The sequence below is a fragment of the Paracoccus sp. AK26 genome (assembly GCF_011801365.1).
In the GTDB taxonomy this organism is placed as follows: Bacteria; Pseudomonadota; Alphaproteobacteria; order Rhodobacterales; family Rhodobacteraceae; genus Paracoccus; species Paracoccus aerius.
On record NZ_CP041045.1, the window covers coordinates 384,368 to 408,473 of the forward strand.

Annotated in this window: 22 protein-coding genes and 1 other annotated feature (1 of these 23 only partly in view); of the genes, 9 read left to right on the forward strand and 13 right to left on the reverse strand. The window is 68.6% G+C overall.

Annotated elements, in window-relative coordinates; translation table 11 throughout:
• Positions 1 to 19, reverse strand: a sequence feature (sul1 is cis-regulatory element that is thought to sense ions involved in sulfur or methionine metabolism; They are found in Alphaproteobacteria) (it extends 37 nt beyond the left edge of the window).
• A 142-nt stretch (positions 20 to 161) separates the two neighbouring features.
• Complete coding sequence (locus FIU66_RS17580) at positions 162 to 1,265, forward strand: zinc-binding dehydrogenase (RefSeq protein WP_167624179.1); 1,104 nt, start codon at positions 162 to 164, stop codon at positions 1,263 to 1,265.
• A gap of 33 nt (positions 1,266 to 1,298) precedes the next feature.
• Here the strand turns inward: FIU66_RS17580 and FIU66_RS17585 are convergent, their stop codons facing one another.
• The 4 genes from FIU66_RS17585 to FIU66_RS17595 form a co-directional block, all read right to left on the reverse strand.
• The gene (locus FIU66_RS17585; RefSeq protein WP_167624180.1) at positions 1,299 to 3,233 is read right to left on the reverse strand and encodes a potassium transporter Kup; all 1,935 of its coding nucleotides are present in this window, start codon (positions 3,231 to 3,233) and stop codon (positions 1,299 to 1,301) included.
• Between the two features lie 139 nt (positions 3,234 to 3,372).
• Positions 3,373 to 3,501, reverse strand: a complete 129-nt coding sequence (locus FIU66_RS18290) for a hypothetical protein (protein WP_255432437.1) — start codon at positions 3,499 to 3,501, stop codon at positions 3,373 to 3,375.
• A gap of 77 nt (positions 3,502 to 3,578) precedes the next feature.
• Positions 3,579 to 4,652, reverse strand: coding sequence for a PHB depolymerase family esterase (locus FIU66_RS17590; RefSeq protein WP_167624181.1), 1,074 nt, complete (start codon positions 4,650 to 4,652; stop codon positions 3,579 to 3,581).
• Between the two features lie 21 nt (positions 4,653 to 4,673).
• Positions 4,674 to 5,090, reverse strand: a complete 417-nt coding sequence (locus tag FIU66_RS17595) for a CopG family transcriptional regulator (protein ID WP_167624182.1) — start codon at positions 5,088 to 5,090, stop codon at positions 4,674 to 4,676.
• 109 nt (positions 5,091 to 5,199) lie between these two features.
• Between FIU66_RS17595 and FIU66_RS17600 the strand changes: the two genes are divergently transcribed.
• On the forward strand, positions 5,200 to 5,871 hold the full coding sequence (locus FIU66_RS17600) for an SOS response-associated peptidase (protein WP_167624183.1): 672 nt from the start codon (positions 5,200 to 5,202) through the stop codon (positions 5,869 to 5,871).
• 92 nt (positions 5,872 to 5,963) lie between these two features.
• On the forward strand, positions 5,964 to 7,460 hold the full coding sequence (locus FIU66_RS17605) for a phospholipase D-like domain-containing protein (protein WP_167624184.1): 1,497 nt from the start codon (positions 5,964 to 5,966) through the stop codon (positions 7,458 to 7,460).
• Here FIU66_RS17605 and FIU66_RS17610 read toward each other — a convergent pair.
• The 6 genes from FIU66_RS17610 to FIU66_RS17635 form a co-directional block, all read right to left on the reverse strand.
• Positions 7,457 to 8,503, reverse strand: coding sequence for a glycosyltransferase family 4 protein (locus tag FIU66_RS17610; RefSeq protein ID WP_201281143.1), 1,047 nt, complete (start codon positions 8,501 to 8,503; stop codon positions 7,457 to 7,459). The two genes, FIU66_RS17605 and FIU66_RS17610, sit on opposite strands and share 4 nt — an antisense overlap.
• The gene (locus FIU66_RS17615; RefSeq protein ID WP_167624185.1) at positions 8,500 to 10,035 is read right to left on the reverse strand and encodes an ABC transporter permease; all 1,536 of its coding nucleotides are present in this window, start codon (positions 10,033 to 10,035) and stop codon (positions 8,500 to 8,502) included. The genes FIU66_RS17610 and FIU66_RS17615 overlap by 4 nt, the downstream gene beginning before the upstream one ends.
• Entirely contained in the window at positions 10,032 to 10,817 is a 786-nt protein-coding gene (locus tag FIU66_RS17620) for an ABC transporter ATP-binding protein (RefSeq protein WP_167624186.1), read from the reverse strand. Before FIU66_RS17620 ends, FIU66_RS17615 begins: the two co-directional genes overlap by 4 nt.
• Positions 10,810 to 11,802, reverse strand: a complete 993-nt coding sequence (locus FIU66_RS17625; protein WP_167624187.1) for an ABC transporter substrate-binding protein — start codon at positions 11,800 to 11,802, stop codon at positions 10,810 to 10,812. Before FIU66_RS17625 ends, FIU66_RS17620 begins: the two co-directional genes overlap by 8 nt.
• Before the next feature lie 62 nt (positions 11,803 to 11,864).
• Positions 11,865 to 13,415, reverse strand: coding sequence for an LTA synthase family protein (locus FIU66_RS17630; RefSeq protein WP_167624188.1), 1,551 nt, complete (start codon positions 13,413 to 13,415; stop codon positions 11,865 to 11,867).
• The gene (locus FIU66_RS17635; protein ID WP_240544821.1) at positions 13,412 to 14,146 is read right to left on the reverse strand and encodes a CDP-alcohol phosphatidyltransferase family protein; all 735 of its coding nucleotides are present in this window, start codon (positions 14,144 to 14,146) and stop codon (positions 13,412 to 13,414) included. The genes FIU66_RS17630 and FIU66_RS17635 overlap by 4 nt, the downstream gene beginning before the upstream one ends.
• Before the next feature lie 105 nt (positions 14,147 to 14,251).
• Here FIU66_RS17635 and FIU66_RS17640 point away from each other — a divergent pair, with 105 nt between their 5' ends.
• Positions 14,252 to 14,830: a cytochrome b gene (locus tag FIU66_RS17640; protein WP_167624189.1), complete on the forward strand. Its 579-nt coding sequence runs from the start codon at positions 14,252 to 14,254 to the stop codon at positions 14,828 to 14,830.
• Here the strand turns inward: FIU66_RS17640 and FIU66_RS17645 are convergent.
• Positions 14,814 to 15,629, reverse strand: coding sequence for a cyclase family protein (locus FIU66_RS17645; protein WP_167624190.1), 816 nt, complete (start codon positions 15,627 to 15,629; stop codon positions 14,814 to 14,816). The genes FIU66_RS17640 and FIU66_RS17645 overlap by 17 nt on opposite strands.
• Before the next feature lie 129 nt (positions 15,630 to 15,758).
• On the opposite strand from FIU66_RS17645, the gene FIU66_RS17650 reads away from it, so the two are divergent.
• The 5 genes from FIU66_RS17650 (at position 15,759) to FIU66_RS17670 (ending at position 21,378) form a co-directional block, all read left to right on the forward strand.
• Positions 15,759 to 16,586: a 2-keto-4-pentenoate hydratase gene (locus FIU66_RS17650; RefSeq protein WP_167624191.1), complete on the forward strand. Its 828-nt coding sequence runs from the start codon at positions 15,759 to 15,761 to the stop codon at positions 16,584 to 16,586.
• A gap of 57 nt (positions 16,587 to 16,643) precedes the next feature.
• Positions 16,644 to 17,393, forward strand: coding sequence for an SDR family oxidoreductase (locus FIU66_RS17655; RefSeq protein WP_167624192.1), 750 nt, complete (start codon positions 16,644 to 16,646; stop codon positions 17,391 to 17,393).
• A gap of 132 nt (positions 17,394 to 17,525) precedes the next feature.
• A complete protein-coding gene (locus tag FIU66_RS17660; protein ID WP_167624193.1) occupies positions 17,526 to 18,614 on the forward strand; it encodes an ABC transporter ATP-binding protein in 1,089 nt (362 codons plus the stop codon).
• Between the two features lie 72 nt (positions 18,615 to 18,686).
• Positions 18,687 to 19,691: a Fe(3+) ABC transporter substrate-binding protein gene (locus tag FIU66_RS17665; RefSeq protein ID WP_167624194.1), complete on the forward strand. Its 1,005-nt coding sequence runs from the start codon at positions 18,687 to 18,689 to the stop codon at positions 19,689 to 19,691.
• Positions 19,675 to 21,378 (forward strand): iron ABC transporter permease, encoded by a 1,704-nt coding sequence (locus FIU66_RS17670; protein WP_167624195.1) that lies wholly within the window; start codon positions 19,675 to 19,677, stop codon positions 21,376 to 21,378. Before FIU66_RS17665 ends, FIU66_RS17670 begins: the two co-directional genes overlap by 17 nt.
• 2 nt (positions 21,379 to 21,380) lie before the next feature.
• Here the strand turns inward: FIU66_RS17670 and FIU66_RS17675 are convergent, their stop codons facing one another.
• Together FIU66_RS17675 and FIU66_RS17680 are read right to left on the reverse strand one after the other, a co-directional pair.
• Positions 21,381 to 23,054, reverse strand: coding sequence for an aconitase X (locus FIU66_RS17675; protein WP_167624196.1), 1,674 nt, complete (start codon positions 23,052 to 23,054; stop codon positions 21,381 to 21,383).
• Entirely contained in the window at positions 23,051 to 24,091 is a 1,041-nt protein-coding gene (locus FIU66_RS17680) for a proline racemase family protein (RefSeq protein ID WP_167624197.1), read from the reverse strand. Before FIU66_RS17680 ends, FIU66_RS17675 begins: the two co-directional genes overlap by 4 nt.
• Positions 24,092 to 24,106: the final 15 nt, after the last annotated feature.

Here is a 24,106-nt window from a genome sequence, read left to right on the forward strand (position 1 = left end):
GGCTTGCACCGGGTCCATGCGATTGCCGCTGTCCTAGCCGCAAATGCTGCCCCTGCCAAGCCGGTATGTCCGGCAGGCGCCCTTCCGCGCCACGGGCCGCAATGCGGTTGCACACCGGCCCCGCCTGCGAAAGGATCGGCCCGCAACGGAAAGGATCGAACATGGACCGCGACAGCCTTGAACTCAGATCGACCGTGACCGCCGACGGGACGCTGCGGCTCAACCTCGAAAAGGTCAGCCTGCCCGAACCCGGACCCGGCCAGGTCCTGGTGCGGGTCGAGGCCGCGCCGATCAACCCGTCCGACCTGGGCCTGATGTTCGGCCCGGCGGACATGTCCACGCTGGCGCGCGACGGCGACGCCCTGACCGCCCGCATCCCCGATGCGGCAATGGCCTCGCTGAAGCCACGGCTGGGCCAGTCGATGCCCGTGGGCAACGAAGGCGCGGGCACGGTTATCGCCGCCGGGCCCGACCAGCAGGGCATGATGGGCAAGCGCGTGGCGATGCTGGGCGGCGCGATGTATGCGCAACTGCGCCTGGTCGCTGCTGCCGAGTGCATGGTCCTGCCCGAAGGGGCGACGGCCGAACAGGGGGCGGCGCTGTATGTGAACCCGCTGACCGCGCTCGGTTTCGTGGAAACCATGCGGGCGGAAGGGCACAAGGCGATCGTCCACGCGCCCGCGGCCTCGAACCTGGGGCAGATGCTGGTCAAGATCTGCAAGGCCGACGGCATCGGCCTGGTCAACATCGTCCGCAGCCCCCGGCAGATGGAGCTGCTGCGCGGACTGGGCGCGACCCATGTCGTGGACAGCAGCAGCGACACCTTCCGCAGCGACCTGACCGAGGCCATCGCGGAAACCGGCGCAACGCTGGCCTTTGACGCCATCGGCGGTGGCGAGACGACCAGCATCATCCTGAACGCCATGGAGACCGTCGCCTCGCGCGATGCGGCGGCCTATGACCGCTATGGCTCGGCATCGGCCAAGCAGGCCTATATCTATGGCGCGCTTGACACGGGGCCGACGATCCTGCGGCGAGGCTTCGGCTTCAGCTGGAACATCGGCGGCTGGCTGCTGTTCCGCGCGCTGCAAAGGCTGGACCCGGCCGCCGTGCAGCGGATGCGCAAGCGCGTCGCGGATGAGATGACGACCACCTTCGCCAGCCACTATACCGCCCGCATCCCGCTGGAGCAGGTGCTGGAGCCCGAGACGGTGGCGGCCTATGTCCGCAAGTCGACGGGCGAGAAATACCTGATCACGCCCTGATCCCAGCACGCTCCGTCGCAGGCAGGCGGGGCGTCAGATGTTCTTTTGCTGCCCCAGTTCCACCACCCGGTTCGACGGCAGGCGGTAATAGTTCGTGGGTTCCGCCGCCGAACGATACAGCCGCACGAAGACCCTGCTCATCCAGTGGGGCATCAGGGTTCCCTTGCCCGACCGCAGGATGCGGCGGTTCAGGAAGAACGAGGTGGACATGATGTCGAACTTCTGCCCCTGGCGCTTCGCCTCGGCCAGGGCCCGGGGGACATTGGGCTGTTCCATATAGCCGAAGGACAGCCAGGCCCGCCAGAAGCCAGGGGCGATCTGTTCCAGCCGCAGGCGCGCGTCGTCCGACACGCGGGGCGTGGTCGCGCTTTCGACCTTCACGATGAAGTTGCGTTCATGCAGGACGCGATTGTGCTTGAGGTTGTGCAGCAGCGCGGGCGGCCCGATCATCGGATCGGCGGTCAGGAACACTGCCGTTCCGGGCACGATGGTGGGCGGCGACTTGGCCAGCTTCGCGGCCAGCATGTCCATGCTGATGCTTTCCTGCGCCAGCTTGTCCTGAAGGCGGCGCATTCCTTCGACCCAGATCATCATCATGGCAATGGCCAGGGCCGCGAACAGCAGGGGGATATAGCCCCCGTCCAGCAGCTTTATCAGGTTGGCCGAAAAGAAGATCAGCTCGATCCCCAGGACCGGCACCATGACCAGGGCGATCAGCGGCCAGCCCCAGTTCCAGGACCAGCGGAACACGATCACCGCCAGAAGCGAGGTGATGACCATGTCCCCCGTCACCGCGATCCCATAGGCACTGGCCAGCCGGGCGGACGACCCGAACGAGATGACCAGGGCCACGACCCCCAGCAGAAGGACGAAGTTGACCTTGGGCAGGTAGATCTGGCCCGCCTGCTGGTCCGAGGTGTGCTGGATGTGCAGCCGGGGCAGCAGGCCCATCTGCACCGCCTGCGCCGCGACCGAGAACGCGCCCGAGATCACCGCTTGCGACGCGATCACCGTGGCCGCCGTCGCCAGGATCACCAGCGGCACCAGGAACCAGTCGGGCGCCATCAGGAAGAACGGGTTGGACACCCGATCGGGATGGGCCAGGACCATCGCCCCCTGCCCCAGATAGGACAGCGCCAGGGCGGGAAAGACCAGCACGCTCCAGGCGGTGCGGATGGCGCTGCGGCCGAAATGACCCATGTCGGCGTAAAGCGCCTCGGCCCCGGTGACGGCCAGGAAGACCGATCCCAGCACCGGCATCGCGGCGATGCCGTAGTCGGTCAGGAAACTGGCCGCCCGCAGCGGGTTCAGCGCCTGCAGGATGCGGGCGTCGTCCGCGATATGGCTGATCCCCAGGATCGCCATGGTCGTGAACCACGCCAGCATCACCGGCCCGAACAGCCGCGCGATCCTGTCGGTGCCGCCGCTCTGCACCCAGAACAGCGCCATCACGATGCCCAGCGTGACCGGGACCACCCAGGGCTGGAAGGCCGGCTGGACAAGGGTCAGGCCTTCGACCGCGGACAGAACGGAAATGGCGGGGGTGATCATGCTGTCGCCGAAGAACAGCGACACGCCGACGATCCCCAGCAGCAGAAGCAGCCGCCGCCTGCGTGCGCGCGGCCCGACCTTCAGCGCGCCCTGCGCCTTGGCGACCAGCGACAGGGTGCCGCCTTCGCCATTGTTGTCGGCGCGCAAGATCAGGATGACATACTTGATCGTGACGATCAGAACGACCGTCCAGAACAGCAGCGACACGATGCCAATGACCGAGGTTTCGGGCAGCCCTTCCTCGTGCGCGTGGACCAGCGATTCGCGCAGCGCATAAAGCGGCGAGGTGCCGATGTCGCCATAGACGACGCCCAGGCAGGCCAGCACCAGGGCCGGCGTCAGGCGGGACGGTTGATGATGCTGGGGGGTTGCGCTGTCCGATGCCCGGGGGCTGGACGCGGCTTCTTCGCTGGCCATTCAGGCGCTCCGACTGCGATTTGGCGGAGGTATGCGCGCGCCGGCGGGGGTGTTCAAGAAGAATCGGATCGTGCCGTGGCGTCCGCGGCACCGGCCGCCCTGCCAAGTCGCCGGCAAAGGCAGGCGACGGGACGAATGCCTAGTGCCACGTCACCACATAGGGTCCGAAGCAGTATCGGCGGGCGGTCACGTTCCCGCGCTCATCGGTGTCGGAAAACACGCCAACGGTCCATTCAAGGGGGCTGGGGGCGAAGCTGAAGACGGGCATTGGGCTGATCCTTGCACCACGATTTCGAAAGACCAACACCCGCAGCCTGCCCTCGGGTTCCGGCGGATGATCATTTGTCAAGCCGCCTTGCCGCTGCCCCCACGCGGTTGCGCCAGGAAGAACTGCACCATTTCCGCGCTTGCATCGGGGCCTTTCGGATCGGTGTAGGATCCGCCGGCACGTCCGCCCGACCAGGCATGGCCCAGCCCCTCGACCGTCCAGTGATCGACGATCACCTGCCCGTCCAGGGTCGAGGTGATGTCGCGCCGGTGGCTGCGCCCGCCGGTGGTGGCGGTTGCCTGATCGGCGATCGTCTGATCCGGGCCTGCAGCCAGCGTGTCGGCCGCGATGCTGGCGGCGTTCTGGGGATGCACGGTCCGGTCGGCGCTGCCGTGGAAGATGATCGTGGGCGTGGCAGTGGCGGCGCGCGGCCGCGCGGAATCGGCCATGCCGGTGCCGTTCATCGCCGCAAAGGCGCCGGGCACGTCGCGGGCCGCGCCAAAGGGCAGGCCCGAATGGGCGCCGATGGCCGCGAAGACCTCGGGATGGGTCTGCCCCAGGATCACCGCCATCGCCGCGCCCGCCGAAAGGCCCGCCGCGAAGATCCGGTCCGACGGCACGCGATGCAGCGCCGCCTGGGCCTGCGCCATCTGCGCCAGGATCTCGGGTTCGCCGCGGCCGCGACGCTGGTCGCCGATGCTGAACCAGTTCCAGCACGACTGGGCATTGTCGCCCCGCGCCTGCTGGGGATAGACGACGATCAGGCGATGGCGTTCGGCCAGGTCGTTCATGCCGGTGCCGCGGGCGAAATCCGCATGGGTCTGGGTGCAGCCGTGCAACATCAGGACCAGGCCTTCCGCCCCCTGCCCCGCCGCGACCGAAGCCGGGACATAGACCATCATTTCCCGGCTGCCTGCCGGGCAGGTGAAGCGATCGGTCGTGAAGCTGGCCCCTTGCGGGATCGTTCCGCCGCCAGGCTGCGCGCCGGCTGGCGGAAAGGGCCTCGCCCCGCCCGCCGCCTGTGCCGGCATGGACAAGCCGTGCTGCGCCAGGGTGCGTTCGACAAGCGATTGGGCATTGCCTGCGCCGAATTCATCAAGGCGCAAGCCCTCCATGGCCTGGCGCATGGCGCCAAGGTTCAGTGTCTTCATCTGCTTTGCTCCTTGCGGGATTCAGGATATCCGGTCGGCCAGGGCCGCCTTGATGTCGGGACTTGCCTGCAACGCACCCAGGACCGAGATCGATCCGATCGTGGCGCGAACCAGGTCGGGCGTGACATCGGGGGCAAACCGCGCAAGCCCCACGACCTTGACATGCAGCACCTCGCCCTTGTCGCGCAGGGCTTCAAGTTCGGCTCGGTTGTAATCGCGCAGGCCCAGTTCCATCGTGTGCCGTTCCAGCGACTTGCTGACCACGTCGCGGTGGCTGTCCAACTGGCCGCGGATGGCGGTGCGGATGAAGTCGCTGCGGTTTGAATAAAAGCCTTCCTGCACCAGCAGATCGATCCGCCCCAGGTCCACATAACCCAGGTTGATCGTGATCTTTTCGGTCTCGGGTACCCTGTCGCGAAGGGTTCTGATATCGGCCACGGCACTTCTCCATCTGCATGGATGGTATATGGATGTATCTTGGATGATTGCAAGGCCGGTTGCGGCTGTTTCTGGTTGCAGGCAGGATGAAGGCCAAGGGGGTCCAAGCATGTGCAATCTGTATTCCAACCGGATGAGCCAGCACGAGATGCGGCGGATCTTCGACGTGGTGCCGGGCCTGGACCACCTGGGCAATGCGGCTGAATGGCCGGCGGTCTGGCCGAAATACGAGGCCCCGGTCGTCCGGTTGGCGCCCGACGGTGCGCGGGAACTCGTCAGCGCCCATTGGGGCTTTCTGACGCCCGCGGTGTCAAAGAAGACCGGCAAGCCGATCGCGCCTGTTGCCTGGAACAACGCTCGTGACGACAAGATGACAGGCGGGCTGTGGAAGGACAGTTTCCTGAACCGCCGCTGCCTGATCCCCGCCACCAGCTTCCGCGAGGCCAAGGGCCGCAGCCCAGCAACCGATGTCTGGTTCGCCCTGGCGGGTGATGACGACCGGCCGCCCTTCGCCTTTGCCGGGTTGTGGCGCGCGGGCCAGCCGGGCGTGGCGGGGGACCAGGGGGCGTGGCTGACCCACACGATGATCACCACCACCGCCAACGACCTGGTCAGGCCGGTGCATCCCACGCGGATGCCGGTGATCCTTGACCCACAGGACCATGAACAGTGGCTGAAGGGCAGCCCCGCCCAGGCCATGGCGCTGTTGCGGCCCTATCCCGCGGACCGGATGCGCATCGTGCGCGAGGGGGTGGGGATCTTGGCCGACGGTTCGCCATGATGCCGCAAGGCCGCCACGGAACCTGCGCAGCCCCGCGGCCATTTCCCTTCCGCTTCCTCCGCCGGAGGAGGCCAGCAAACGGGGACGACAGGATGATCGAACTGAAGCCGGGGCGGAACTGCTGGCGGATCGAGACGGCCGAGCGCCTGTCCGTCATCATCGATGGCCAGGCCTATTTCCGCGCCCTGCGCGAAGCCATGCTGAAGGCCCAGCGGATGGTCATGATGATCGGCTGGGATTTCGACTTCGAGATCGAGATGCTGCCCGGCCAAAGCGACGCGGACGGGCTGGCCCCGGACGGCTTTCCGAACAAGGTCGGACCGTTTCTTGAAGCCATCGTGGACCGTCGCCAGGATCTTGACATCTACCTGCTGAAATGGAGCGGGGGTGCCCTGATCGCGCCCGGCGGCATCCTGCCCGCGCTTGCCGTCAAGCTGATGTCGCCCGACCAGATTCACCTGGCCTTTGACGGCCGCCATCCGATCGGCGCCTGCCACCACCAGAAGATCGTGGTGATCGACGACAGCCTGGCCTTCTGCGGCGGGATCGACATGACCGACGGCCGCTGGGACGACCGCGAGCATCTGGACGACAACCCGCTGCGCTGCCTCAAGAACGGGGCCGAGGCCCAACCCTGGCACGACGCCTCGACCGTGATGTGCGGGCCCGCGGCGGCGGCCATGTCGGAACTGGCCCGCGCCCGCTGGGCCCGCGCCCATGACGCCGAGGTCGACGAGGACTTCGCGCCGGGCGCCAATCTTTGGCCCGACAGCATCAATCCCGCCTTCCACGACATCCCCGTGGCCATCGCCCGGACCGCCCCGCCCGAGGCAGGCCGGTCCGGCATCCACGAGATCGAGGATCTGTATCTGGACGCGATCCGCGCGGCCCGGGACTGCATCTATATCGAATCGCAGTATTTCTGCGCAGGCAGCATCACCCGCGCGATCCGCCGCCGCTTGTCGGATCCCGACGGACCCGAGGTGGTGGTCATCAACCCCTATGCCGCCCAGGGCCATGTCGAGGATCAGGCGATGCATGTCACCCGCAGCCGGATGGTCCGCATGCTGCGCCAGCACGACCGTTATGGCCGGTTCCGCATCCTGTATCCCGTCACGGACAGCGGCCAGCCGATCTATGTCCATGCCAAGATCATGATCGTCGACGACATGCTGCTGCGGATCGGATCCAGCAATATCGACCGCCGGTCCATGGGCTTCGACACGGAATGCGACGTGGCGATCCAGGCCCGGGACGATGCGACGCGCGACCTGATCCGCGATTTCCGCGACGGGCTGCTGGCGGAACACCTGGGGCGCGACAAGACCGAGGTGGCGCGGGCGATCGACCGGCACGGGCGGGTTGTGCCCGCACTCGACGGCCTGATCCGCGACACAGGCCGCAGCCTGCGTCCCCTGCCGTTGAGGCGAGAGTCATGGCTGGGCAGCCTGCTGGCCAACACGCGCTTCTTCGATCCCCGCTATCGCCGCAGCGCGCAGGCGCGCACCGGCATCACGGCGCGCCACCTGATGCTGGGCGCAGGCGTGCTGGCAGGCGGAGCTTGGGCTTGGCGGCGGCTGCGACGCTAGGGTGCGCAGTCCGACAGCACAAGACTGGCGCTGTCTGCCATGTCCTGCCATGACGGCAGCCCCTGCCCTGCCTCGCGTGCTGCACGGGCAATGGCTTGCCGCCGCGCCGGGTCGACCAGCAGCATCCGCAGCGCATCGGCCAGGGCCGCCGGATCGCCCGGCGGCACCAGCAGCCCCGCGCCGGGCGGCACGGTATCGGGCACGGCGCCGGTATCGCAGGTGACGACCGGCAGGCCGCGCGCCAAGGCCTCGTCGAAGACGATGCCGTGGCCTTCGTACCAGGTCGCCAAGGCAAAGATCGAGGCGCGGGCGTAAAGCTCCTCAAGCTCATCCGCCGACACGCGCCCTGCAAGCCTGACACGATCGGCAACCGGGCTTGCCGCCCGCTGGCGTGACAGGGCAGCCGCGTGATCGGCGTCCCAGGGATTGCCCACGACCACCGCCCGCCAGTCCAGATCCGCCAGCCGCGACAGCGCGTCCAGCAGGATGTCATGGCCCTTGCGCGGATGCAGGATGCCCACCGACAGGATCAGCGGCATGGGATCGGGCGCGGGCCGCAGGCGGGGCCGGTCCACGCCGGGCCGCAGGATTGTGATCGCGCGGGGATCGGCGCCGTATCGGTCCACCAAGATGCGGCGGGTATGGGGGCTGGGCACCAGCACGTGCCGGGCCAGGCGCAGGTTGTCACGCTCGGTCCGGAACAGGTGGTCCTGCCGGTCGGAGGACAGGCCGGTTTCCACGGCCAGCGGATGGTGGATCATCGCCACCAATGGCGCGCGGACCCGCGCCAGCCCGGTGGTGTCGATGGACCCGAAGACCAGTCCGTCCAGGATCAGCGGCCGGTCCGGGGACACTGCCGCCAGCATCGCGACGGCCTCGGTCATGTCCGCGGCCGAAGGGTCGGGAAAGCTGGCCGCAAGCTGCAGGTGCTGCACGTCATGGCCCGCTTGGCGCAGTCCTTCAAGCAGGCGGCGTTCATAGATATAGCCGCCGGTCAGCGTGGCGATGTCGCCGGGGATGGCAAAGGCCAGCGGGGGCTTCACGCGCGCACCTGCTCGGGCGCCATGACCGCCAGCACCCGCGTCTCGGCCCCGGCCACGGCGGCATAAAGCAGCGCCGACATCGCCGTCACCGCCACCATCGTCAGCCACAGCATCGCATAGTCCGAGACCGAGGCCGACAGCGCCATCAGGTTGCCCAGACCCCGCCCGGTCGCCAGCCACTCGACAACCGTTGCGGCCAGGATTGCCGCAGGCACCCCCATCCGGGCCGAGGCGAACAGCGCGGGCAGCATCGCCGGGATGCGGACATGCAAGGTCTGGCGCAGCGGCCCGGCGCAATAGCTGCGGAACAGATCCAGGATCGGCCCCGGCGCCTGCCGCAGCCCCTCCTGGCAGGCCGCGAAAGTCGGGAAGAACACCATCAGGGCGACAAGCGTCACGGTGCCCGCGGCGCCCCGCCCCAGCAGCAGGACGATCAGCGGCGCGGTGGTGACGATGGGGATCGACCGCAGGGACACTGCCAAGGGCGTCATCACCGCCGACAGCCCCGGTCGAAGGGCCAGCAGGATCGCAAGCCCCGCGCCCAGGGCCAGCCCGGCCAGATATCCCGGCACCGCAAGCGCCAGCGTCTGCATCATCGCCGTCATCAATGCGGCCCGCGTCATGGCCGCGTCCGGCGCCCAGATCACGGCGGCCGCGACATCGGCGGGCCGCTTGGCGAAGAACGGGTTCAGCTCCGCCACGGCCACCCACCACAGCACCAGGATCAGTGCGACCAGCAGCGCCGCATGGGCCGCCTTGCGCCCCGGCGATCCGCGCAACAGGCGCGGCGGGGCCAGGATCACCGGCGGCGCGTCGGGCAACGCCCGGCGGCCCAGCCAGCCGACCGCGGCATGAACCGCGATCGCCAGTCCCGCCGCCACCGCCGCCACCGACCACAGCGCCGGCACGTCCAGATCGCGGGTAAAGCGGATCGTCAGCACGCCCAGGCCCCGCTCGGCCCCCGTGAACTCGCCCACCATGGCCCCCAGGATCGCGGCGGGCGCGGAAATCCGCAGCCCCGCCAGCAGATAGGGGACCGAGGCGCGCGCGCGGACATGGACCAGTTCGGCCCAGCGGCCCCGGCCATAGATCTGCACCAGATCCAGCCAGGCCGAAGGCATCGCCCGCAGGCCAGCCAGCAAGGGGATCAGCGTGGTGTAATAGACCGCAAGCGCGGCCAGCACGATCTGCGGGCCGTTCCCCGGCCCCATCAGCACCCGCAGGATCGGGCCGGTGGCGATCAGCGGCAGGCAGAAGACGACAAGCGCCAGGCCCGCCACCAGGTTCAGCGTGCGCGGCCACAGCGCCGGGATCGCAGCCAGCAGGATCGCCGCCAGGTTGCCAAGCACGAAGCCGCAGGCGGCATTGGCCAAGGTGACGGCGGCGGCGCGCGCCGTCAGGCCGGGATGGGCGGCCAGCCATTCCAGCACGCCCACCGGCCCGGCCAGAAGCCAGCCACCCGCCAGCAGGGCAAGCCCCTGCCACAGGCCCAGAAACGTCGCCAACCCGAACCAACGGGTGCGGGCCGTCATTGCGCCGCCAGCGCTTGCGCCTGTTCGCCCCCGCGGATCAGCAGGGCCAAAACCTCGGCGGACAGGCGGCGGAATGCGGCGGATTCAGGGTCGCGCGACCGGGGCAGGGTCACGTCCAGATCGGCCATCACCCGGGCCGGGCGGGGCGACAGGACGACGATGCGGTCTGCCAGCATCACGGCCTCGTCCACGGAATGGGTCACCAGAAGCGTGGTGGCCTGCTGCCGCTGCCACAGGGGCGGAAGGTCATGGGCAAGCTGGCGGCGCGTCAGGGCGTCAAGCGCACCGAAGGGCTCGTCCAGCAGCAGGACGCGGGGGCGGGTGACCAGGGCGCGGGCGATGGCCGCGCGCTGCCGCATTCCGCCGGACAGGGCGGCGGGACGGGCGTTCTGGAAACCGCCCAGGCCCACCAGGTTGATCATCTGGTCCACCGCCTGCGGGTCGGGCGCCTGCCGCGCAAGCTTAAGGCCAAGCGCCACGTTGCGCGTCACCGTCAGCCAGGGCAGCAGGCAAGGATCCTGAAAGGCGACGGACAGACCGCCCTGCCTGCACAGTGCCTGGGGCGGCTGGCCTGCGATCAGGACCTGGCCCGCCGTCGGATCCTCCAGCCCCGCGATCAGGCGCAGAAGCGTGGACTTGCCGCAGCCCGATGGTCCCAGAAGCGCCGTGGTGCGGCCTGCAGCGAAGGTCAGGTCGATGCCGTCCACGGCCAGGATGCTGCCGTCGAAAAGCCTTGAGACGCCGGAACACTGGATATCGGCCGGGACGGCGGCCTCAGCCATGGACTTCCTCGAGGATCGACCGATCCCACAGATCCGGCGTCACGCTGCGGCCCAAGAGGGCCAGCGTCTCGATGTTCTGGGCGACGGTTTCCTCGGACCACCAGCCAAAGCCGTTGGCCTGGGTCAGGTCGGAAAACATCAGCGGGACCTGTCGGCGGGCCTGCAGCTTCTGGGTCTCAAGGTCCAGCCCGGCATCCGGGAACATCTCGACCGTCAGAACGGCCGCGGCATCGGTGTCGGCGCGATAGGTGTCCCAGCCCCGCACCTCTCCGCCCAGCAGGGCCACAAGCTCGGCCCGGCGGTTGGCGATGCTGTCGGTCGTGGCGATATAGGTCTGGGAATGCAGCGCATAGCCGTGATCGGCCAGCAGCATGGTTTCGGCCGGGACGCCCTGCATCTCCATCGCGACGGGCAGGTCGGTTTCCCAGCACAACAGGCAATCGACCTCGCCCGCCAGCAGGGGCTGGGCCGAATATTGGGTGGGGACGACCTGGACCCCGCCGATGTCGACGTCGTTCAACGTGCAGAGCGCCTGCAGGACGGGCGTGTTCGCCACCGCCATGCCGATCCGCTTGCCCACCAGGTCAGCGGGCACCCGCACCGGGTTCGCAGGCATCGAGGCGATGGCAAAGGGGTTCTTCTGCATCGCCACGCCGATGATCCTGAAGGGCGCACCCTGGGCGACAGCAGCGGCGGTATAGTCGGCGGCGGAAATCCCGATCAGCGCCGTCCCCGCCACGACCGGAGGCTCGACCGGGGCGTTCGGTCCGCCCTGCAGCAGCGTCACCTCCAGCCCGGCATCACGCCACCAGTTGTTCTTCCGGGCGATATAGCTGCCGGCGAACTGCACCGAATGCAGCCATGACAATTGCAGCCCGACCGGCACCTGCGCCGCAGCGGGCCGCACCAGCCCCAAGCCCCCCAGGGCAAGCCCCGCCGCCCCCGCTTGCATCAGGCGGCGCCGTGTCAGGGGGATAGGGGTCATGGCAATTCTCCGACAGGAAACAGGATCATCATGGGGCGCAAGGGCATGGGCAGGCAAGACTTTCATGCCTGCGGCAGTTTGCCGCCGAAGCCGCGCAGGATCAGGTCGCGCATCCGGTCCATCGGCATCGCCGTGCTGCCCTCGGCCGGCACCAGGCCCGGCTGGAACCCCCATTCGGCGGCGCGATCCACCAGGTGGGGTGGGCCGATCAGGTGGATCGCAACATCGGGGCCGCCGTCCTGCGCGACCCAGGGGGCGGGCTGGTGATCGCCCAGCACGATCATCAGCGGCGGGTCGCCCGCGTGCAGCAGGGCGTAATCCATCACAGTGGACAGGCTGTAATCCACCGCATCCCGATAGGCGGCCCGGACCCGGTCGCGGTCGCGCCAGACCACCTCGGGCGGATCGCCCGCCACCGCCATGGGGTCGAAGACCCTGCCGTCGCCAAGGCGGTCCCAGGGCAGCAGATCGGGCACCGGCACCCAGGGCGCGTGCGATGAGATCAGCGCCACCTGCGCGAACAGGTGCGGCGGCCCCGCCCCGTCGCGCAGCAGCCTGTCCGTCGCCGCCAGGGTGAACTGGTCGGGCATGGTGACCCAGTTGAAGGGCAGCCCGCGATAGCCCAGGTCGGAGGCCGCCAGCACGCGGTCAAAGCCCATCGTCGCGGCCTCGGGCCAGGGGCGGGTAATGGCGGGCATGACCGCCGCCGTGCGAAAGCCCGCACGGCGCGCATGGTGGAACAGCCCGTGCCGCCCGCTGGCCAGAACGGCGGCATGGCTTGCCTGGTCCGCGATCCACAGCCCATTGGCGAAGGTCGCATGGGACAGCCAGCTTTGCCCGCCCTGCGTCGGCGCCGCCAGGAAACCTGACCGCATCGCCAGCCCCGCCCCGGCCAGCCGGCTTTCGGCGCGGCGCAGGGTCGGCAGGTGCCGCCCCGCATGGAACGGCACGTCAAAGCTGGCCCTGCCATAGCTTTCGACGAAGACCACCAGCACGTCGCGGTCGATCGCGGACAGCAAGCCCGGCGCATGGGCCAGCGGATCCTCGGCCGCAAGTTGCCGGATCCGGCGCAGATCCTGCGCGGTTCGGCCCAGGACCTCGGCCCGCGCAAGGGCATAGGGCCCGTTCCCCGGCCAGACCTGCCCCAGCCAGGCACCGCCCAGGGCCAGCACTGCCCCCAGGCAAAGGGCCAGCCGATGCGAAGGACGCCAGCGTCGCCGCGCCCAGACCCCCGTCGCCCACCACAAGGCCGCGCCTGTCGCCAAGGCTGCGGCCGCGACGCCAGCCGTCATGGCCAGAAGCCGCCAACCGCCCGTCGCCTCGGCCAGAAGCTCGATTCCTGATCCGATCAGGGTCACGTCGGTCAGCAGGTTGAACGGCCGCCCCAGGGCCGAGATCATTGCCAGATCGGCGATCTTCTGCACCGCCAGCAGCAACAGGGCCGCCATGACCAGCAGCCGGCCCCAGCGGCCCAGCAGGGCCAGCCCCAGCAGGATCAGCGGCAGTTCGGGGGAAAGGCGGATCAACGCCTGGGTCGCGGGCATCGGCGCCGGCGGCAGGACCAGCAGCAGGTGGATCACGAAAGCCGCAGCCAGCAGGCGCAGGGCGGTCAACGGTGCCTCCACAGCCAGCGGATGTCCACCGCGAAGGATCCGACCAGCAGCAGGGCGGCGATCCGGGCTAGGACGATCCCCTGGCCGGGCGAAAGCAGCGGCGTCTGCAGCACGATCAGCGCGGCGATCTGGATCACGCAGATGGCCTTGCGCCAGCGGCGGACAGGCAGCGCGCCTTGCAGCCAGGGCAAGACCCAGCTTGCCAGCACGAAAACATAGCGGATCAGTCCCAGCACCAGAACCTCGGCCCCCACGGCGGTTCCGGCAATGACGTGCAGCGCCAGGACCAGGGCCAGGGCCGCGTCCACCTCCATGTCGAAGCGGGCGCCGAAGGCGGAAACAAGGCCGCTGCGGCGGGCCAGGAACCCGTCCAGCCCGTCCATCGCCAAGCCGATGCCGGCCACCAAGGCCACGGTCCAGCCTGCGGGCCGGTCCGCCATCAGCGGCATGAGCAGCGCACAGACCAGCCCCGCCCGCAGCAGCGTCACGACATTGCAGCCGCCGATCCGGCGATGCGGATAATAGCGCCGCATCAGGACCGCAACCGCCGTGCTTGCCAGAAGGAAGGCCAGAGCCGCGCCCAGCAGTCCTGGCGCCGTTGCAGGCAGGACAGCGGTCAGGGCCGCGATCGTCGCGACGCCGGCCATGGCTGTCGCCGCCACCTGCGCGGGGATGGTCCCTGCAAGGTACCGTTGAAGTCCTGCAAGCTGGAAGGCGTGGGTGCCGCGCATGACGGAAGCCTAGGGAAAGGCTGCAATCCGTCAAGCGCGTCCTGCAATCCCGCTTCGCGGAGGGCGGCTTTTCTGCTAGCCTTGGCCCGACAAAGGAGCCCAGTCATGGCCGATCCCCAGCCGGGCTATCGCCCGGCCGCCCGATGGTTGCACTGGATCGTCGCGGCGGTCGTGCTGCTGATGATCCCCGCAGGCCTGATCATGATCCGGGACGGGATTTCCCGCCCCGTGCAGGACGCGCTGTTCCTGTTCCACAAGAACATGGGCGTGCTTCTGGTGCCGGTGATCCTGGTGCGGATCCTGTATCGCCTGACGCACAAGGCACCGCCCCTGCCGCGCTCGGTTCCCGGCTGGCAGAGGATTGCGGCGCGGCTGTCGCATGTGATGCTTTACCTGCTGCTGTTGGTCATGCCGGTCAGCGGCTTTGTCCGCGTCCGCGCGGGCGGCTTTCCGATCGAGCTTCTGGACCGGCTCGGCGTCGGGCCATGGCTTCCGAAATCGGAACGGGTGGCCGAGGTCGCCCAATCCATCCATGCGATCGGCGCCTATGCCCTGATCGCGGTTCTGGCGATCCACGTCGCCGCCGCCATCCAGCACGCCCTGATCCGCCGCGACGGCGTCTGGTCGCGTATGTGGCCCCCGGCGGGGCCGGGCAAGACCCGTGCCGTCAGACCAGGGCGATGATCCGCGCAGGACCACCGGTGCCGCCGCGGTGCTTGGGCGCGCCGATGAAGACGGTGGCCCCCGTCGCGGGAAGCTGGTCCAGGTTCGCCAGCCCCTCGATCCCGAACCGGCCAGACGGCAGCCAGGAATAATGCACCGCGAAATCAGCCGAGTTTCCCGGATCCAGCGACAGCGTATCCACCCCGATCGACGCCGCGCCTGCATCGGCCAGCAGATCCGTCGCGGCCTTGGAAAAGCCCGGAAAGGCCAGCGTGCCGTCCGGCAGGTTGCGCCAGGACGGATCGCCCATCCGTGCGGACCAGCCCGAATTCATGGCCACGCAGGCGCCCGCCGGAAGATCGCCATGGGCCGAGATCCAGGCCTCGACATCGGCAGGCTCGACGGTGGCATTTGGGTCTTCAGCGGCCTTGGCCGAGATGTCGATGATGCAGAGGGGGGCGATCAGGTTCTCGACCGGCAGGGCATCGACCGAGATGCCGCCTTGCGCGAAATGCAGCGGGGCGTCGATATGGGTGCCGGTATGTTCGAAGATGGTCAGCTTGAACAGGTGATAGCCGTCCGGGTCGAAGTTCTTGTCCGGCTCGAAAAGGATGCCCGGCTTGCCGTCGAAGGTCGGGAAGTCGCTGTCATAGGCATGGGTCAGGTCCACCACCCGCCCGCTTGCCTGCGCCATGGCGGGCCTTGCGGCCGCCAGGCCCGCCGCGGCACCAAGGGCTGCGGTGGCGGCCGCGCCCGAAAACAGCTTGCGACGCGACATCATGTGGTGTTTCACGTTCTCGATCAGGCAGGCGTTGCACATCGCGCGATCTCCCTCTGCGGCTTCGCCATGGAACCGCCTGTGGGGCGAGCCTGTCAAGCGCCGCCAAAAGGGTCACGGATCGGCCCGGCGCGGCTTGCAGGGCAGGCGGGCTTGTGATCCCCTGCCCCCATGACCCAGACCCAAACCCGTTCCATGCCAGACGACGCGCTTTCGGCCGAGATTCTCCGCTCCTTGGCGGAAGGCCGGCAGATCCCCTGCCTGACCACACGGGACGGCGGCCTTAGCCTGAGCCGCGCCTATCGCATCGGTGCGCTGATCGAGGCCGCGCGCGTCGGGCAGGGCAGCCAGGTCGTGGGGCGCAAGATCGGCTTCACGAACAAGACGATCTGGGACGAATTCAACGTCTCGGCCCCGATCTTCGGGCCCATGTATGACAGCACGGTCCGGCCGCTGGGCGTTCCTTTCCCGCTGACGGGCCTCATGGAGCCCCGCATCGAACCCGAGATCGCCCTTCGCCTTGCCGCAGCGCCGGGACCGGGAATGGCGCCCGACGCGTTGATCGCCTGCATCGGGGGCATCTGCGCGGGGTTCGAGATGGTCCATTCGATCTTTCCGGGCTGGCGGTTCGAGGCTGCGGATACCGTGGCGGGCTTCGGGCTGCATGGCGCCTTCCTGCACGGCCCGATCCGGGATCTGGATCCGTCCGAACGGTCTGACTGGGTGGAACGGCTGCGGGATTTCGAGACCACTTTGTCGCGGGACGGGGTGGTTCTGGACCGGGGCCATGCCCGCAACGTCCTGGGTGGCGGGCCTCTGGTCGCCTTGGGCCATCTGGCGGATCTCCTTGCAACGATGCCCGACGCAGCCCCTTTAATGCCGGGCGACATCGTCACGACCGGCACCTTGACGCAAGCCCTTCCTGTACGCGCGGGCGAGACCTGGCAGGCGGATTTCGACAGGCTGCCGCTGGACAGCATCCGCATCGACCTGATCTAAGGTCCGCAGGCTTGCGGCGCGGCCCCTGGTCCGCCGCCCAATGGCAAGGAGGATGGGATGGTCAACCTGCAGGGCAAGGTGGTTCTGGTTACCGGGTCAAGCCGGGGCATCGGCGCGGCCGCGGCGCGGGCCTTTGCCCAGGCCGGCGCCCGCGTCGGCGTGATGGCCCGCAGCGAATCCGCCGTGAACGACCTCGCGGCCCAGATCGGCGGCATCGCCCTGTCCGGCGACGTGACCAGCCCCACGGACATGGAACGCGCGGTCGCCACGCTTGTTGAACAGGCGGGACGGCTGGACGTCCTGGTGAACAACGCGGGCCTGATCGGGCCCATTGCCGGGATTTCGGCGGCCGATCCCGGCGAATGGGGCCAGGCCATCGACGTGAACCTGAAGGGCGTCTTTCACGGGATGCGCGCCGCGCTGCCGGTGATGAGGGCGCAGGGCGGCGGCACGATCCTGACCGTCGGATCGGGCGCGGCCCACAATCCCCAGGAAGGCTGGAGCGCATATTGCGCCAGCAAGGCAGGCGCCTGGATGCTGACCCGCGCCCTGGATCACGAGGCGCGAAGCCAGGGGATCCGCGCCATCAGCCTGTCCCCCGGCACCGTCGCGACCGACATGCAGGACGCCATCCGCAAAAGCGGCGTCAACCCGGTCAGCCGGCTTGACTGGTCTGTCCACATTCCGCCCGAATGGCCCGCGCGTGCCCTTGTGTGGCTGTGCGGCCCCGACGGCGACGAGTTCCTGGGAACCGAGGTATCGCTGCGGGACGAAGCCATCCGCCGCCGTGTCGGGCTGATCCCCTGATCGCGGCAGGGGTCGTCCTGCCGCGCCGCAGATTCTGATCGTTCCGTGACTGGAGGAGAAAGACGCAAGCGGATAAGCAGCAAGCGCCCCTGCCCCTCTTTCCCGGCCCGGGGCGGAACCGAAAGGCCTGTCATGCACGCAAACCCGGCGTCATCGCTCGAGCTTGAAGCCATCTCGCGCCATTTCGAGGGGCGGGCTGTCCTGTCGGACATCTCTCTGTCGATCCCGCCGGGCCGGATCACCTGCCTGCTGGGACAATCGGGCTGCGGCAAGTCGACTCTGTTGCGGATCATCGCGGGCGTGGACCGGCCCGACCCCGGCGGCCGCATCCGGGTGGGCGGCGTCGATGTAGTGGGTCCGGGCATGTTCGTCGAACCCGAGGACCGCAAGATCGGCTTCATGTTCCAGGATTACGCCCTGTTCCCGCATCTCAGCGTGGCCGACAACCTGGCCTTCGGGTTGCGCGCCCTGCCGCGGGCCGAACGCCGCAAGCGCGTGGCACGGGTGGCCGAACGCATCGGCATCACCGGCCTTCTGGACCGCTATCCCCATTCGCTGTCGGGGGGCGAACAGCAGCGCGTGGCCCTGGCCCGCGCGCTTGCCCCCGAACCAGCGATCCTGCTGATGGACGAGCCGTTTTCCAACCTTGACCAGGGGCTTCGCGAAAAGGTCCGCCGCGAAACGGTGGAAACCCTGCGCCGCATCGGCACCACCGCGATCATCGTCACCCATGACCCGCAAGAGGCGCTTGCCGTGGGCGACCTGATCGTCCTGATGCGCGCGGGCCGGATCGAACAGGCAGGCACACCGTTCGAGATCTATGACCGCCCCCATTCGCCCTATGCCGCCGAGTTCATGGGGCCCTGCAACCGCCTGACCGGCATCTGGTCCGACGGCAGGATCGAGACGCCCATCGGCACCTTCCCCGCCGATCTGGACCTGCCCGACGGATCCCTGGCCCTCGCCTGCATCCGGCCGCAGGCGCTGTCGATCGGGCCGGACGGGCAGGGCATCTCGGCCCGCGTCGTGGCTAAGACCTTCACGGGGGAAAGCGAACAGATCGACATCATGGTCCATCCCTTGGCGCAGACCTTGCGGATGCATTCCCATTTCCGCATTCCCATGGCGATCGGGGAAAAGGTCAGCCTGCAACTGAACGGCGCGCAGATCCATGTTTTCCCCGAGCCTCCGGCTGTCGACCCGCTGCAGCCGGAAACTTGACGAAAATACTAGACTACCCGTTCCCGGCTGCGTAAGACCCTTTGCAACGGAACAAACGTCGGAGGGAACATCATGAAACTTGCACCCGTCATTCTTCTTGCCACCTTCGGGGCCGGCGCGGCCCAGGCCCAGGAACTGAACCTCTATACCTCGCGCGAACCCGGCCTGGTCGAGCCGCTGCTGGCGGCCTTCACCGAATCCACGGGGATCAAGGTGAACACGGTGTTCCTGAAGGACGGCCTGGCCGAGCGCGTGGCTTCCGAGGGCGAAAGCTCGCCCGCCGACCTGCTGATGGCCGTGGACGTGGGCAACCTGACCGACCTGGTCGACAAGGGCCTGACCCAGCCCGTCGAGTCCGAGGTGCTGTCTTCGTCCATCCCGGAAAACCTGCGCGATCCTGCCAACCAGTGGTTCGCCCTGTCGATGCGCGCCCGCGTGGTCTATGCGGCCAATGACCTGGATCTGGACAGCATCACCTATGAGGATCTGGCCGATCCGGAATGGAAGGGCCGCATCTGCATCCGGTCAGGCCAGCATCCCTACAACACCGCGCTGTTCTCGGCCTTCATGGCCCATCACGACGCGGCCCAGACCGAGGAATGGCTGACCGGCCTGAAAGCCAACCTGGCCCGCCAGGCGGGCGGCGGCGACCGCGACGGCGCCAAGGACATCCTGGGCGGCATCTGCGACATCGCGATTGCCAATTCCTACTACGTGGGCCTGATGCGGTCCGGCAAGGGCGGCGACGAACAGAAGGCCTGGGGCGAGGCGATCAAGGTGATCCTGCCCACCTTCGAGGATGGCGGCACCCATGTGAACATCAGCGGCGCGGCCGTCGCCAAGAACGCGCCGAACCGCGAGGAGGCTGTGCAGCTGCTAGAGTTCCTCGTGTCCGACGAGGCGCAGAAGATCTATGCCGAGGCGAATTACGAATATCCGGTCAAGCCGGGCGCGGCCATCGACCCGATCATCGCATCCTTCGGCGAGTTGAACGTCGATCCCGTGCCCCTGACCGACATCGTCAAGAACCGCCAGCAGGCAAGCGAGCTGGTCGACCGCGTTGGCTTCGACAACTGACGACGGGGCCGCAGGGCGGCAGCGGACGCTTGCGCCGCCATTCCGGACCCTCCGCTTTCGCGGGGGGTCTTGGGTCATTGCAAGCCTGCTGATTGCAGGGCTTGTCGCGGTGCCGATCCTGGCGCTTGCCTGGCAGGCGGCGCAGGGATCGGACGGCTTGTGGACGCATCTGGCCCGCCATGTCCTGCCCCATGCGCTGACCCAGACGGCCATCCTGATGGCTGGCGTGGGCGTGCTGACCGCCGGCATCGGCACCACCGTCGCCTGGCTGGTGACGGCCCATGACTTTCCGGGGCGGCGGATGCTGGAATGGGCGCTGCTGCTGCCGCTGGCGGTGCCGACCTATATTGTGGCTTACGCCTATCTGGACATGCTGCACCCGCTGGGACCGTTCCAGTCGGCAGTCCGCGCCGTGCTGGGCTATGACAGCCCGCGCGACTTTCGCCTGCCCGACATCCGGTCGATGCCGGGGGCGATCCTGTTGATGGGGCTGGTGCTTTACCCCTATGTCTACCTGCCGGTGCGGGCGATGTTCATGACACAGGCCGCCAACCTGGTCGAGGTCGCCCATACGCTGGGCACCACCCGGGGCCAGATCTTCCACCGGGTCGCCCTGCCCCTGGCCCGGCCCGCCATTGCCGTGGGCGTCAGCCTGGCGCTGATGGAGACGCTGAACGACATCGGCGCGTCCGAGTTCCTGGGCGTGCGGTCGCTGACGATTTCCGTCTATACCACATGGGTCACGCGGTCCGATCTGGCCGGTGCCTCGCAGATCGCGCTTGCGATGCTGGTGCTGGTGGTGGCGCTGATCTCGCTGGAACGATGGGCGCGGCGCAAGCAGCGGTATTCGGTCAACGCGCAGCGCGCCCGCCCGATGGCCCGCCAGCCGCTGACCGGCCCCCTCCGCTGGGTCGCGCTTTCCGTCTGCTTGGTGCCAGTGCTGCTGGGCTTCGTGCTGCCCGCGATCTATCTGTCGGTCGAGGCTTGGAAGCGCTTCCAGTTCGCGGGCCTGTCGTCCCGTCTGGTGGGCGAAGCCTGGAACACCTTCGCCCTTTCGGCGGTGGCGACCGTGGCCGTGCTGGTCTGCGGCCTGACGGTGGCATATGCCGCGCGCATCTTCCCGCAGCGCGGCATGGCGGTGATCCACCGCATGGCCTCGCTGGGCTATGCCATGCCGGGGACGATCCTGGCGCTTGGCATCCTGATCGCCGCCGGGGGGGTGGACCGCTGGATCGGCCGGACCGCGAAGTCCTGGCTGGACATCGATCCGGGGCTGGTCCTGATCGGGTCAGGCGTGGCCCTGGGCTATGCCTATCTGGCGCGGTTCCTGGCGATCTCGGTCGGGTCGGTCGAGGCCGGGCTGACGCGCATCCCCCGCAGCTATGACCAGTCGGCGCGCACCCTGGGCCACGGCATCGGCAGCACGCTGCGCAATGTCCACCTGCCGCTGTCCAAGGCAGCGCTTGCCGCCGGGGGACTGCTGGTCTTTGTCGATTGCATGAAGGAACTGTCGGCCACGCTGCTGCTGCGCCCGCTGAACTTCGAGACGCTGGCGACCCATCTTTACGGCGAGGCCGCGCGCGGCACCTATGAGGAAGCGGCGATCGCGGCGCTTGCGATCGTGGTGGTGGGCATCCTGCCGGTTATCCTGCTGGCCCGCGTCGGCTCGGGCCGAGGCCGGTCCTGACGCTATCGGCCGATCCAGCCGGGCAGATCCTTCGCGGCCTGCCCGGTCAACGCCGCACCGATGCACTGGTCCAGGTTGCCGAAGCGGATCGCGCAGCCCGACAGGCCTGGCCCGTAATGGGCGTATTTCCCCGAATTGGTCATCAGGGTCCGCGTCCGCTCCGGAAAGACCGGGCGAGAGATCGAACACCAGCACAGATCGGGAAGCACCTGCACCCCCGCGGCCTCCAGCCGGTCCAGCACGCCTTCGGCCCGCGCGCGGTCGATGGTGTCGCGGCCCGCCGTGACGATGGTGGGAACCTGCACCCGGCGGCCCGCCAGCCCGTCTGCCAAGGCGCGGCATTCGGACAGCGAGGCATGGGGGCTGCCCAGGGCTACCAGGTCGATCCCGTCCGGGGCGTCGTTCAGCAGGCGCCACCCCTCGGCCATGTCGGCGGCCGTGATCCGGCGGCGGTCGGCGTCGGGGGCGACATGGCCCGCCTCGGACGTGACACCCTGAACATGCAGCATGGGCGCGGCGGATGTGGTGCCAAAGGCCGCGCAAAGCGCCTTCAGCGCATCCGCATCGGGACGCGCGGGGGCCAGGCCGCGCAGCAGCGGGATGCGGTCGGGCGACAGCCGTCCCGCCAGCCAGCCGATCAGCGGCCAGAAGGCGTCGTCGGGTGCATGGGGCAGGTCGATGTCGATGATGCGGCGCGCCGCGCGCTGATCGTCCAGATAGACGCCTGCCAGCGGCGCCCGGCCCGTGACCGCGATGCAGAGGTCCAGGAAATCGGGATGCTTGGCCGTTCGCGCGCCAAGGATGCTGTTGGCATAGATCACCGCGTTCGATTCCGCCCAGGCCACGGCTTCTCCGCTGCCGGGCGCGCTGTCCAGCAGATAGGGCGAACAGGTGAAGGTCGGCCGGCAGCCCATCGCGACGTAGGCATCGGCCAGCCGCTGCGCCGGCCTGCCGAAGTCGGGCGGCACCCCCTGGGCGCGCCAGTTCTCTCGGTCCACCGAGATCGCGTTCATCGTGGTCGGCACGCGGACACTTGCCCCCAGCGACACCATCTTCCGGGCAAAGGTCAGGTTGGCGGGGCTGGCATAGATGCAGCCGTCGATATGGGCCTGCGTCACGTCGATCAGCCGTTCGGCCCCCTGCTGGGCCGCCATGGCGCAGATGATCCGCATGGCCTGGGCAACGGCCTCTCCGTCCCGGCCCGCCAGCATCGCGTGGTCGTCGTTGGTCAGATCCAGCGACGCCGTGGCGGGCGGCAACACGGGCAGCGACAGTCCACCTGCCGTGATGGCGTCGGCGCCGATCCGGGCCTGGGTTTCGCGCGCCAGGGCCGCGAAGTCGTCGAGCGGCAGGCGCAGGACCGGCAGGGCATGGCCGAACATCTCGGAGGCGATAAGGGCGCCCAGGGTCACGACATCCTCGGGTTCGGAAAAGATCAGCGCCGCCGGGCCGCGGCCCGACAGGACCAGATCCAGCAGCACCCCCGACCCGGTGCAGGATCCGCGCGTGGACGGCATCATCAGCACCGCCCCGGTGATCGCCTGCCCGTTCAGCGGGTGATGCACGTCGATGACCCGCCCCGTCGCCGGATCGACCCCTCCCCAGAAGCTGAGCGGCTCGCCGGACGCGACCACCGGGCCCTCGGCCGTTCCCGGCAGGATCGACAGCGCCGTCATTGCTTCAGCGTCGGCGTGACGCCCCAGGTGTCGGACAGCATGTAGCCCGCCTGCCACGGATCCTCGGGGTCGAGATAGTAGCTGTGCTGCCCGGTGATCCAGGCCCGGCCGGTGATCTGCGGGATGATGCTGGTGCGCCCGCCATCCTGCCGGACCTCCAGGATTTCGCCGGTGAAGCGCGACCCGATGATGGATTCATGGATCAGCACGTCGCCCCGCCCCATCAGCCCCCGCGCCTGCAGCACTGCCATACGGGCCGAGGTGCCGGTCCCGGTGGGCGATCGGTCGGACCGCCCCGGCGCCACGATGCAGGTGTTGCGCGCGACCTGGCCGCTGCCCGCGAAGGGCATCGCGAACTGCACGATTGACACGCCCCGCACGTTCGGGAAATCCGGATGGACCACGTCGAACTGTTCCCGCGCGGCCTTGCGGATCCTCTCGCCCAGGATGGCCAGGTCGCGGGCTTCGTCGGGGCGGATCTGGAAGCCCAAGGCCTGCGCATCGACAATGCCGAAGAACATGCCGCCATAGGCGATGTCCAGCGGGATGGTCCCCTGGCCCTCGACCTCCAAGGCGCCGTCCAGCACGGCGGCAAAGGCCGGCGCGTTGCGGAAGGTGACAGACCGGCACTTGCCGCCCTGGCAATCCGCGGTGACCTCGATCACGCCGCCGGGCATGTCCAGCTTGAAGCGGGTCACGGGTTCCTGCATCGGCACCATGCCGGTTTCCAACAGGACGGTCGCGATGCAGATCGTGTTCGACCCCGACATGGGAACGTATTCCGTGGGCTCCATCACGATGGCGCCCGCCGCGCATCCCGGCGTGATCGGCGGCACGATCAGGTTCACGTGGCGCGCGACCGATCCCCGTGGCTCGCAGATCAGCAGGCGGCGGATGTGGTCATGGTCGCGTTCCATCGCGATCATCCGCTCCATCATCGTGGCACCTTCCGGGGGCAGCACGCCGCCGACGATGACATCGCCGATCTCGCCCTCGGCATGGCAGCCGATGACCGAGATGGAAAGACTGGTGCGCATGGTGGTCCTTTCCGG